Genomic DNA, 11,721 nt, shown 5'->3' with positions numbered 1-11,721 from the left:
AGGCCTGGTGCAGTCGAAGGTCGGCGCGATGAAGGCGGTGTCGGCCTTGTCGGATGCTGCGTCCTTTCCGGCGGCGAAATAGTTGCCGGTGGTTTGCCACATCGACGAGCAGTCGTTGAACCCGTCCCAATCCTCATCGTCGACGGTCCCGACGATCCGCAAGGTCTCGCCCTGGCGGCGGAGTTTCAATGACGGCGGCTTGGCGGGAGCGGCCGTTGCGTCCGTCTTCGCCTTGTCGGCCGGTGCGTCCGCTTCGACCACCACGGGGCCGGAGAGCCAGCCGGCGCCCGAGGGCTTCAGATCGGCGGTGAGCTTGCAGCTTCGCCTGCGGTCGCCGCCATAGTCGCCGCGCAGGTCGGCGGCGAGGCGAAAGGCGCCGCCTTCGGCTGGCGTCAGCGTGACACTGCCGAACGCATTGACCCATGTGCCGGATAGGCCGGGCCGGCCGGACGTGATGCCGTCGAGGGCTGTCGCGCGGCGCCGCAGGGCTTCGGTAACACTCGCTTTCAGCTCGTCCTCGCCGGTATCGGCCAGCACTTCGGCGGCATCGGTAATCATCTCGTTGAACCAGGCCTGGTCGCGCTTCAGCAGCGGCTTGACGTTTGGCGGCATCTTGCCGAGCGCCGCATCGAAGGCCTTGTCGATCTGCGCGACGAGCTTGTCGATGCCGGCCTTCTTGCAGTCGGCGGGCTTGATCCGGTCATCGCTGCCGTTGCCGCAGAGTGTGATCGCGGTCGGCGCGCTGCTCGACGCGCGCAAGAAATCGTCCATCGCAAACGATGGGGCGGAGGCAAGAACCGAGATGGCCACGACAGCGGCCGCAAGCCGAGGGGAGCGAGGCATGGACATCACCCGTGAGGCCGCGACAAATGGCCCCTGCGGCTTGGGTCGCCCGCCGCACGCGCCCGGTTCAAAACGTCGGCGGTGTGCAGGCCGAAATCACCTCGCACGGCTTGGCGCCGATGCAGCGGAAGCGGTGCGGGCGGCGGCTTTCGAAGTAATAGGCGTCGCCGGCATTGAGCACCCGCCGCTCGTCGTCGACCGTGACCTCGAGCCGGCCCGAAACCACGATGCCGCCTTCCTCGCCCTCGTGCACCAGCGGCACCCGGCCGGTGTCGCTGCCGGGTTCGTAGCGCTCTTTCAGGATCTGCAACGCCCGTCCGAACAGGCTGTCGCCGATCTGGAGGTAGGAGATCGGCTTCTTGCCGATCTCGGTCAGCTCGTCGGCGCGGTAGAACGCCTTGCGCGGCCGCTCCGGCTCGATCGCGAAGAATTCGGCGAGCCCCATCGGAATCCCGTCGAGGATACGCTTCAGCGCACCGACCGACGGGTTCATCTGGTTGGATTCGATCAGCGAAATCGTCGAATTGGTCACTCCGGAGCGCTTGGCGAGCTCGCGCTGCGACAGCTTGTGCCGCGCGCGGATGAATCGGAGCCGACCGCCGATGTCGACGCTCATGACGAGATCCCTGTTGCAGGTGTTGCGGATCGAACAAATCTTCGCAGACCGCTTCAACAAGATCAATGGCTTGCGGTGCGACAGAAAAGGACTTGTTGAGTGCTGGGAAGAGTGGTCCGACTAGTGGAAACCCATAATGGAGCCCCGCCGTGACCGTTCATCAGATTCCGAACACCATCAAGACCGATTCGTTCTGGATGCCCTTCACGGCCAACCGGCAGTTCAAGAAAGCGCCGCGGCTGTTCTCCTCCGCCAAGGGCATGTACTACACCTCGGTCGACGGTCGGCAGGTGATCGACGGCTCCGCCGGTCTCTGGTGCGTCAACGCCGGCCATGGCCGCCCGCAGATCGCGGCCGCCGTCGAGCGACAGCTGTCGACGCTGGACTTCGCGCCCTCCTTCAACATGGGTCACCCGCTGGCGTTCGATTTCGCCGAGCGCCTCGCCGAGATCGCTCCGAAGGGGCTCGATCGCATCTTCTTCACCAATTCGGGCTCTGAGTCGGTCGATACCGCGCTGAAGATCGCGCTGGCCTATCATCGCGCCGCCGGCCAGCCGACCCGCACCCGCCTGATCGGCCGCGAGCGCGGCTATCACGGCGTCGGCTTCGGCGGCATGTCGGTCGGCGGCATGGTCGCCAACCGCCGCCAGTTCGCGACCCATCTGCCGGGTGTCGACCACATCCGTCATACCCATGATCTCGCCCGCAACGCCTTCGCCAAGGACCAGCCGGACCACGGCGCCGAGCTCGCCGACGATGTCGAGCGGATGGTCGCGCTGCATGGCGCCGACACCATCGCGGCCGTGATCGTCGAGCCGGTGCCGGGCTCGACCGCGGTGCTGCCGGCGCCGAAGGGCTATCTGCAGCGGCTGCGCGAGCTCTGCACCAAGCACGGCATCCTCTTGATCTTCGACGAGGTCATCACCGGCTTCGGCCGCCTCGGCACCCCGTTCGCCGCCAATTTCTACGGCGTGACGCCGGACATGATGACCACCGCCAAGGGCATCACCAACGGCACCGTGCCGTGCGGCGCGGTGTTCGCCAGCCGTCAGGTCCATGACGGGCTGATGGTCGGCCCGGACAACGCCATGGAGCTGTTCCACGGCTACACCTATTCGGCGCATCCGGTGGCGTGCGCGGCGGGTCTCGCCACGCTCGACATCTACAAGGACGAGGGTCTCCTGACCCGTGGCGCCTCGCTCTCCGACTACTGGCGCGATGGCCTGCACTCGCTGAAGGGCCTGCCGAATGTCGTCGACATCCGCAATCAGGGCCTGATGGGTGCGGTCGAGCTCGCGCCGCGTGACGGCGCTGTCGGCGCGCGCGGCTACGACGTCATGGTCGATTGCTTCAATCGCGGCCTCTACTTCCGCATGAGCGGCGACTCGCTGGCGCTGTCGCCGCCCCTGATCGTGGAGAAGTCGCATATCGACGACATCGTCTCGATCCTCGGCGATGCGATCAAGCGCGTGGCCTGATAATTGCTGGCTGGATTTTAGCTAGCTTTACAAATTGCTGTCGCCGTTGCGAAGCAGAGTGGTTTCGCAGCGGCGATTGCGTTTTCGCTGCAGGATGTGAGGAAAAGTGAAGGTCCTTGTTCTCGGCAGTGGCGTGATCGGCGTCACTTCGGCCTATTACCTCGCGCGTGCCGGCCATGAGGTGACGGTGATCGACCGTCAACCGAAGCCCGCGCTCGAAACCTCCTTCGCCAATGCCGGCGAAGTGTCGCCGGGCTATTCGTCGCCCTGGGCCGGCCCCGGCGTGCCGGTCAAGGCGGTGAAGTGGTTGTTGATGAAGCACGGCCCGCTGGTGATCCGTCCCAAGCTCGATCCCGTGATGTGGCTCTGGCTGCTGAAGATGCTGCGCAACTGCACCACGCAGCGTTACGCGGTGAACAAGAGCCGGATGATCCCGATCGCGGAATACAGCCGCGACTGCCTGCAGGCGCTGCGCAGCGAGATCGGCATCCGCTATGACGAGCGTGCGCAGGGCACGCTGCAACTGTTTCGCGAGCAGGCCCAGCTCGACCACACCGGCGACGACATCGCCGTGCTCAAGCAATACGGCGTGCCGTTCGAGGTGCTCGACCGCGAGGGCTGCATCAAAGCCGAGCCGGCGCTCGCCGGCGTGAAGCAGAAGTTCGCCGGCGGGCTGCGGCTGCCGCATGACGAGACCGGCGACTGCCACATGTTCACGCAGGCCTTGGCGCTGGAAGCCGAGAAGATCGGCGTGCGCTTCAATTTCAACGTCGGCATCGACGGGCTGAACGCCGATACGACCCGCATCACCGGCGTTGCGACCAGCGCCGGCGTGATGACCGCCGACGCCTATGTCCTCGCGCTCGGCAGCTACTCGCCGCATCTGGTGCGGCCGCTCGGCATCTCGCTGCCGGTCTATCCGGTGAAGGGCTATTCGATCACGGTGCCGATCAAGGACGCGTCCGGCGCGCCGGAATCGACCGTGATGGACGAGAGCTACAAGGTCGCGATCACCCGGCTCGGCGATCGCATCCGCGTCGGCGGCACCGCCGAGATCTCAGGCTATTCGACCAAGCTCTACGACGCGCGGCGCGCGACGCTGGATCATTCGCTGGCCGATCTGTTTCCGCGCGGCGGCGACCTGCCCAAGGCTAGCTTCTGGTGCGGGCTGCGCCCGATGACGCCTGACGGTCCGCCGGTGATCGGCGCGACGCGCTTCGCCAATTTGCATCTCAACACCGGTCACGGCACGCTCGGCTGGACCATGGCCTGCGGCTCGGGCCGGGTGCTGGCGGACATGCTCTCCGGGAAGAAGCCCGAGATCGACACCAAGGAGCTGTCGATCAATCGCTACGATGTCAGGTTCGGTTAAGGCCTCCTCGTCGCGAGCGAATGGCTATTCGGCAGCGTTCTTGACGGGCGGTTCGACATCATCGTCGTGCCTCCTCGTTGCCGTCCACCTGGAAAGCGCGTTCGAGAATCGGTCGAGATAGAGATACACGACCGGCGTGGTGAACAGCGTGAGCGCTTGGCTCACGATCAGGCCGCCGACCATCGCATAGCCGAGCGGCTGGCGAATTTCCGATCCCGTTCCGGTGCCGAGCATCAGCGGAACGCCGCCGAGCAGTGCGGCCATCGTCGTCATCATGATCGGGCGGAAACGCAGCAGCGCGGCTTTCCGGATCGATTCTTGCGGCGACAGATGCTCCTCGCGTTCGGCGGTGATCGCGAAGTCGACCATCATGATCCCGTTCTTCTTCACGATCCCGATCAGGAGGATGATGCCGATCAGCGCGATCAGGCTGAAATCGAACCCGAACGCCATCAGGATCGCCAGCGCGCCGACGCCGGCCGATGGCAGCGTTGAAAGGATCGTGAGCGGATGGATGTAGCTTTCATAGAGGATGCCGAGGATCAGGTAGACGACGACGAGCGCGGCCAGGATCAGGAGCGGCACCGAGCTCAGTGATTGCTGGAACGCCTGCGCGGTGCCCTGGAAGCTCGAACTGAGCGTCGCTGGAGCGCCGATATCAGCGACGGCGTTCTGGATGGCGTCGGTGGCCTGGCCGAGCGCTACCCCTTCTCCGAGGTTGAAGCTGATCGTGGTCGCGGGAAACTGCCCCTGGTGAGCGATCGCGAGCGGGCGCACCGGAACGGTCGTCCACTTGCAGAACACGGAGAGCGGCACCTCGTCACCCGTCGTCGGTGATCTGATGTAGAGCTTGTGGAGCGTGTCGAGCCTGCCCTGCAATTCGGGAAGGATCTCAATGATGACGTGATAGCTGTTGAGCTGGGTGAAATACTGGGTCACCTGGCGCTGGCCGAACGCGTCGTACAGCGTGTCGTCGATCAATTGCGCCTGAATACCAAAGCGCGACGCGGTGTCGCGATCGATGGTCATCGTCAGCGTCGTTCCCTCGGTCTGCTGGTCGGTCGCGACATCGCGCAATTGCGGCAGGGTCTTCATCTTGGCCAGGATCTTCGGCGCCCATTCGTTCAGCTCGGCGAGGTTGGCGTCCTGCAGCGTGTACTCGAACTGCGTCCGCGTGGCGCGGCCGCCGAGCCGGACGTCCTGGGACGCCTGCATGTAGAGGCGCGCTCCCTCGACCGCCTCGAGCTTCGGCCGCAGCCGCGCAATGATCTGCTGGGCGTCCGCGTCGCGCTCCTCGTGCGGCTTCAGCGTGATGTACATGCGGCCAGAATTCAGCGCGGTGCCGCCACCGCCGATGAACTCGGCCATGCTGTCGACCGCGGGATCGGCCCGGACGATCCTGCTGAGCTCTTCCTGATGCTGCTTCATGTCGGCAAACGAGATGTCCTGGGCCATCTCCGACACCGCGTTCAGGAAGCCGTTGTCCTGCTGCGGGAAAAATCCTTTGGGAATGATCACGAACAGATAGACCGACAGCGCCAGCGTCGCGAAGAAGATGCAGAGTGTGGTTCGGCTCCAGCGCAGCGCCAGATCGAGCCCGCGTTCGTAGCCATGCAGCATCCGCTCGAATGCCGCTTCGCTCCATTGGTAGAGCCTGCCGTGCCTGGTTTCGCCATGCGCGCGCAGGAAGCGCGATGCCATCATCGGCGTCAGCGTCAGCGACACCACCAGCGAGACGAAGATCGCCATCGCGAGCGTCACCGCGAACTCGCGGAACAGCCGGCCGATGACGCCCCCCATCAGCAGCAGCGGGATCAGCACCGCGACCAATGAAATGCTGATCGACAGGATCGTAAACCCGATCTCGCCGGCCCCCTGGAATGCCGCGGCGAGCGGCCGCATACCCTGCTCGACATATCGCGTGATGTTTTCCAGCATGACGATGGCGTCGTCGACCACGAAGCCGACCGCAATCGTCAGCGCCATCAGCGAAAGGTTGTCGAGCGTATAGCCGAACACCCACATCAGCGCACAGGCGCCGAGCAGCGCGAGCGGCACGGTCACGGCGGGAATCATCGTGGCCCAGAAGCTGCGCAGGAACAGGAAGATCACCATGACCACCAGAACGATGGTGATCAGCAGCGTGATCTGGACGTCCTCGACCGCGGCGCGGATGGTCAAGGTGCGATCGCTGATGATCTTGATCTTGATGGCGGGCGGAATGGCGGCAATCAGCCTCGGAAGCTGCGCCTTGATCCTGTCGACCGTGCCGATGACATTGGCGCCGGGCTGCTTGAAGATGACGAGGAACACGCCGCGCTTGCCATCCGCCCAGGCGGCCTGCTTCATGTCTTCCGGCCCGGCGACGGCCTGGCCGATGTCGCGAATCCGCAACGGGCCGCCGTTGCGATAGGCGACGATGACGTCATTCCAGTCCTTGGCATCCGGCAGTTGATCGTTGGCGTAGATCGTGTAGGCGCGCCTCGCGCCGTCGATGTTGCCCTTCGGGCTGTCGACCGTCGTGATGGCGATCTGGCCGCGGATATCTTCCAGCGACAGCCCCTTGGCGACCAGCTTGGCGGGATCGATCTGCACGCGGATCGCGGGCTTCTGCTGCCCGCCGATGAACACCTGCGCGACGCCCGAAATCTGGCTGATCTGTTGCCCGAGCTGGGCGTCGACGGCATCGCTCACCCTGATCAGCGGTAACGTGTCCGATGTTGCCGACAGCAGCAGGATGGGCGAGTCCGCCGGGTTGACCTTGCGGTAGGTCGGCGGCGTCGGCAGGTTCTTCGGCAGCTGGCCGCCGGCGGCATTTATCGCCGCCTGGATGTCGTTGGCGGCGCCGTCGATGTTGCGGTTCAGATCGAACTGAATGGTGACCGCGGTCGACCCCAGTGAGCTCGTCGAGGTCATCTGGGCAATGCCGGGAATCTGCGCGAATTGGCGCTCCAGCGGCTGCGCGACGGAGGACGCCATGGTCTCGGGGCTGGCGCCGGGCAGGCTTGCGGAGATCTGGATGGTCGGAAAGTCGACCTGCGGCAGCGGTGCGACCGGCAGCAGCGGATAGGCGACCATGCCGACGAACAGGATGCCGGCCATCAGCAGCGAGGTGCCAATGGGGTAGCGGATAAACGGAGACGAGATGCTCTCGTTCATTTCTGCAATCCAAATGAACGGCAGGCGCATCTTTTCCCGGATGTCGGGAGTCGTCCTCGAAAGCTCGAGCGCGAACGCGCGTTTTCCTCGCCATGGCCAATCGACAGATCGCGGAGGTGGCCTTCGCGTCTACCTGTTTTTTGCCAGCATAATCATTCCCGGGGACGGCGCGAATGGAAATGTCGGATGGCCCATTCGACCTTCGTTCAATTGCCGTTGTTTGGCAGACGTCAAACGTGTGCCTGACGCGTTGTATATCTTATTACGATATGTTGGCGGGCACTTGCAACACTACCGCGACACACTCGGCATGGACCATGGCGTGCGGCTCGGGACCGGTGGTGGGCCCGCTCTCGAGAAGACGGCAGGGATCGATATCAAGCCACTTGTCGATCAATCACTACGATCTCCGCTTTGGGTAGTTTGTCTTCCACGGCGATGGCATGGTCTATTTCCGTTAAGCGGCGAGAGTCCCGTTCGCAATGATCTAGTCGCTATTCGTCCCGCATAACGTTTATCCGTTGATGAAGAACGCCATCGGGACATTTGGCAAATGTCTCTCCGAGCTAGACATCAAGAGGAGACGATTGACGTTATTGTCCTGAATGCCTCCGAGCGGAAACATGCAGGAAATCTGTGCTGGTCGGGTGTCTGCGCCGGACTTTCTCATGGCGGTCTGTGTGGTTGAATGCACCTTTGCGAAATGGGCGGCCAGATGTGCCTCCAGATTGGGCTTTGGCCTGTGGTCGCCGAGCCTGCAGAGGTATCTGAAAATGTCGGCCATCAGTTTGTGATAAGCGGCGAAAGTCGCCTCCGAAGCGAAGGTCTCTATGTCCGGAATGCCTTTGGGAAAGGCAAATGTCTCACTCTCGATCCTTTGTGCGAGCGCATAAAGGGGGGCGCTCGATCGTGCTGCCTGCCGTTGGCGGTGGGCCGTAATCTCATTCCACCGAAAGATGCTAGTCGAGGCGTCCTTTGCGTATTCGAGATTTGTGAGAATGAGGCAGAAATTGCAGTTCAGCGGAAAGATTGTCTGTGAAGCCTTCAGTGCGATCGTAGGATCGTTTGGGTACCTACAAATTCGCGCTTCAGGTGGAGACGCGTAATTGTAGATGGTTATCGGATGGTCGCTGACGATGAACTTAATGCTGGAATCTTCGGCCGAGATAATCTCGCGCACGCCTTCGGTCCAGATCGTGCAGTGCATCATTCTTATGCCCTGCATCTCGAACATCAATTCGTTCTGCGTGAGCCTCGGATACTGAGACTTGAGCCAATCAAGTCCCTTTGCGGCCCTTCTCGAAGAACCCTTGCTGATACCACTGCGGAACGTAGTGATTGTTTCGTGTTTTCGACATAATCGCTAGTTGTGCAATATGCTCGCTAGTCTGCGCAATACGCTCTTACGGCTGGTGGGTGCATCTTCCCCAATATCTATTCACCGCGTGCACAGGACGCTGCTCATGTGACGAGAAGAGCTTTCCCGCTGCTTAGGAACGCCTGCATTGCGGAACTCGTTGCCTTGGTTCGAACTAGGAAAGGAATTCACATGAAGAAACTGGCAACGATCGGTCTGGCTGCGGCGATGATGCTGTTCACACCGCTTGCCTTCGCTCAAGGAGCAGGCGGTGCCGGCAGCGGATCGGCCGGCGGTGCGAGCGCAGGCACGGGGACCGGAAGTTCGGGTACAGGAACCGGTACCGGGACCCAGGGCGCCGGCGGCACCACCGGAATGGGGCAGGACCCGGGACTGAGCAATCCGCCCGGCAGCACCACCGGCAACCTGAATGACCCGGGTGCCTCGAAGCCGAACGGCTCCGCCGATCCGACCAACGATTCCGCGACCGGGACATCGAACCTGCCCGGCAACAACAGCGGAACGCGGACCAATCCGCGATAACTCCGAAATGCCTGCCTCAGCGCGGGGCTTTTCCGGCGGGCGCGATCTCGACGAAAAGCCCGGCACACTGGCCGGGCTGGATCGCAAATATGAACTAGAGAAAATATGAGTTCGGACTTGGCAATGCTGCGATCTTGCCGAAGGCCAGTCGGAGCGTCTGTGCACTTTCGCACATTTGCCGAACGTTTCTTTCGGCAGGCTCCGGTAGTTATGACTTGCGCTGCGTTTTTGGGGCCGCCTTCTTCGCAGGCATTGCCACTGGCCCCGCCTTGTCCGCAGGCTGCACGCGCAAGCCGTCCACGAACACGTCCAATAGCCTGAGCGCAGTGGTCTGCCAGCCCGGCTGATCGTGCATGTAGCACATGCCGATCAGCGCGCGCAGCACGTCCTCGGCGCTGATGTCGTCGCGGATGGCGCCGGCCGCAACCGCGCGCGCGAGCAGGGTGCCGATCGCCTTGGTCAGGCGATCGAACGAATAGGCGTGCAGCTCGGTCGAGCCATGCGCGACCAGCGCAAGGGCTGCGACCATGCCCTTCTTGGTGGCGACGAATTCCACATTGGCGCGCAGCCAACGGCGCAGCGCAGCGACCGGCTCCGGCGCGCATTGCAATTGCTCGGCAAGGTCGCCGAGCTGCTCGACCTCGCGGCGGTAGACCGCCTCATACAGCGCCTCCCGGGTCGGGAAGTGCCGATACAGCGTACCGATGCCGACGCCGGCGTGGCGGGCCACGGCCTCAAGGCTCGCCTCGCTGCCGCCGGCCGAGAACACGGCCTTGGCCGCTTCCAGCACACGCTCGCGATTGCGCACGGCATCGGCGCGCGGCTTCCGGACAATTTCTGGTGATGAACTGGCCATTCCTTTTTCTTTTCACCCTCCCTTGTAAACGGAGGATGCCTCCGTATATGGCGACCAGCACCGGGCCTGACAAGGCGCGCCGATCATGCATCGGCGGCCACGGGTTTCTGTTGCCTCGATTCAACCCGACCATACACGGATCGGAGCCCTGCATGAATCTCCCACTCAGTCTCACCATCAACGGGGTCCGCCGGGAAATCACCCTCGACGACCCCCGCGTCACCCTGCTCGATCTGCTGCGCGAGCGGCTCGACCTCACCGGAACCAAGAAGGGGTGCGACCGCGGCCAGTGCGGCGCGTGCACCATCCTGGTCGACGGCCGCCGCATCAATGCCTGCCTCGCGCTCGCCGCCAGCCATGACGGCGCCGAGATCGTCACCATCGAAGGCGTCGGGCACGGCGGCGAGCTGCATCCGGTGCAGGCCGCCTTCATCGCCCATGACGGCTTCCAGTGCGGCTTCTGCACCCCGGGCCAGATCATGAGCGGGATCGGCCTGATTGGGGAAGGCCAGGCCGGCGACGATCCGGAGCGGGTGCGCGAATGCATGAGCGGCAATCTCTGCCGCTGCGGCGCCTATCAGGGGATCACCGAGGCCGTGCTCGAGGCACAGGCCGACATCAACGCTGGCAAGCAGAGGCGCTCCGCATGATGAACTTCGATTACGTTAGACCGGCCAGCGTCGCGGATGCGATCGCGGCGGCCAGCGAGAAGGGCGCGACCTATCTCGCTTCCGGCACCAATTTGCTCGATCTGATGAAGGGCGGCGTCAGCCGGCCGAGCCGTCTCGTCGACGTCACGCGGCTGCCCGGGCTCGATCGCATCGAGCGCCTCTCCGACGGTAGCTTGCGGATCGGCGCGCTGGTCCGCAATGCCGATCTCGCGCATGATCCGGAGTTCGCCCGCAACTATCCCGCGGTCGCCGAAGCGCTGCTCTCGGGTGCTTCCGCGCAGCTGCGCAATGCAGCGACCGTCGGCGGCAATCTGATGCAGCGGACGCGATGCGCCTATTTCTACGACGCCGGCAGCGCCTGCAACCGGCGCTGGCCGGGCGCCGGCTGCGACGCACTGAAGGGTGAGAACCGCCTGCACGCGGTGCTCGGCTGGAGTGAGGGCTGCATCGCAACCCACCCGTCGGATTTCTGCGTGCCGCTGGTCGCGCTCGATGCCGTCGTCGAGATCGAGGGCAAGGGCGGCCGGCGCGAGTTGCCGCTCGAGGCACTGCATCGTCTGCCTGAAGAGACGCCGGATCGCGAGACCGCACTGGAGCGCGGCGACCTGATCGTCGCGTTGCGGCTGCCGACTGATGCGCAAGGCTTCGCCGGGCATGCCCGCTACATCAAGGTGCGCGAGCGCACCTCCTATGCCTTCGCCGTGGTGTCGGCCGCGGCGGCCTTGCGCATCGAGGACGGCAGGATCCGCGAGGCGCGGCTCGCGCTCGGCGGCGTCGCCGCAAAACCGTGGCGTTCGCGCGAGGCCGAGCAGGTGCTCACGGGCGC

10 protein-coding genes are annotated in these 11,721 nt (G+C 63.9%); 5 read left to right on the top strand and 5 right to left on the bottom strand.

Features of this window, described 5'->3' with window-relative positions:
- Both H8A95_RS37625 and H8A95_RS37620 read right to left on the bottom strand, forming a co-directional pair.
- A partial coding sequence (locus H8A95_RS37625) for a hypothetical protein (protein WP_229187664.1) occupies positions 1-843 on the bottom strand: 843 nt, incomplete at its 3' end.
- Positions 844-910: 67 nt separating this feature from the next.
- The gene (locus tag H8A95_RS37620; RefSeq protein WP_018273259.1) at positions 911-1,459 is read right to left on the bottom strand and encodes a cupin domain-containing protein; all 549 of its coding nucleotides are present in this window, start codon (positions 1,457-1,459) and stop codon (positions 911-913) included.
- 149 nt (positions 1,460-1,608) lie between these two features.
- On the opposite strand from H8A95_RS37620, the gene aptA reads away from it, so the two are divergent.
- Together aptA and H8A95_RS37610 are read left to right on the top strand one after the other, a co-directional pair.
- Positions 1,609-2,937: an omega-aminotransferase AptA gene (aptA, locus tag H8A95_RS37615; RefSeq protein WP_229187663.1), complete on the top strand. Its 1,329-nt coding sequence runs from the start codon at positions 1,609-1,611 to the stop codon at positions 2,935-2,937.
- Positions 2,938-3,043: 106 nt separating this feature from the next.
- The gene (locus H8A95_RS37610; RefSeq protein ID WP_229187662.1) at positions 3,044-4,309 is read left to right on the top strand and encodes a D-amino acid dehydrogenase; all 1,266 of its coding nucleotides are present in this window, start codon (positions 3,044-3,046) and stop codon (positions 4,307-4,309) included.
- A gap of 24 nt (positions 4,310-4,333) precedes the next feature.
- Here H8A95_RS37610 and H8A95_RS37605 read toward each other — a convergent pair whose 3' ends face one another.
- Together H8A95_RS37605 and H8A95_RS37600 are read right to left on the bottom strand one after the other, a co-directional pair.
- Positions 4,334-7,468 (bottom strand): multidrug efflux RND transporter permease subunit, encoded by a 3,135-nt coding sequence (locus H8A95_RS37605; protein WP_229187661.1) that lies wholly within the window; start codon positions 7,466-7,468, stop codon positions 4,334-4,336.
- A 514-nt stretch (positions 7,469-7,982) separates the two neighbouring features.
- The gene (locus tag H8A95_RS37600) at positions 7,983-8,702 is read right to left on the bottom strand and encodes a hypothetical protein (protein ID WP_229187660.1); all 720 of its coding nucleotides are present in this window, start codon (positions 8,700-8,702) and stop codon (positions 7,983-7,985) included.
- A gap of 315 nt (positions 8,703-9,017) precedes the next feature.
- Between H8A95_RS37600 and H8A95_RS37595 the strand changes: the two genes are divergently transcribed.
- A complete protein-coding gene (locus H8A95_RS37595) occupies positions 9,018-9,368 on the top strand; it encodes a hypothetical protein (RefSeq protein ID WP_229187659.1) in 351 nt (116 codons plus the stop codon).
- Positions 9,369-9,576: 208 nt separating this feature from the next.
- Here the strand turns inward: H8A95_RS37595 and H8A95_RS37590 are convergent, their stop codons facing one another.
- On the bottom strand, positions 9,577-10,224 hold the full coding sequence (locus H8A95_RS37590; RefSeq protein ID WP_229187658.1) for a TetR/AcrR family transcriptional regulator: 648 nt from the start codon (positions 10,222-10,224) through the stop codon (positions 9,577-9,579).
- 152 nt (positions 10,225-10,376) lie between these two features.
- On the opposite strand from H8A95_RS37590, the gene H8A95_RS37585 reads away from it, so the two are divergent.
- Both H8A95_RS37585 and H8A95_RS37580 read left to right on the top strand, forming a co-directional pair.
- Complete coding sequence (locus tag H8A95_RS37585; RefSeq protein ID WP_229187657.1) at positions 10,377-10,874, top strand: (2Fe-2S)-binding protein; 498 nt, start codon at positions 10,377-10,379, stop codon at positions 10,872-10,874.
- Positions 10,871-11,721 (top strand): FAD binding domain-containing protein (locus H8A95_RS37580; protein WP_229187656.1); only part of this gene is annotated, 851 nt, incomplete at its 3' end. The genes H8A95_RS37585 and H8A95_RS37580, both read left to right, overlap by 4 nt.

Origin of the sequence: Bradyrhizobium oropedii (assembly GCF_020889685.1) — a bacterium.
Taxonomy (GTDB): Bacteria; Pseudomonadota; Alphaproteobacteria; order Rhizobiales; family Xanthobacteraceae; genus Bradyrhizobium; species Bradyrhizobium oropedii.
The sequence above is the reverse complement of the archived record's forward strand: the minus strand, read 5'-3'. Positions and strand labels throughout refer to the sequence as shown.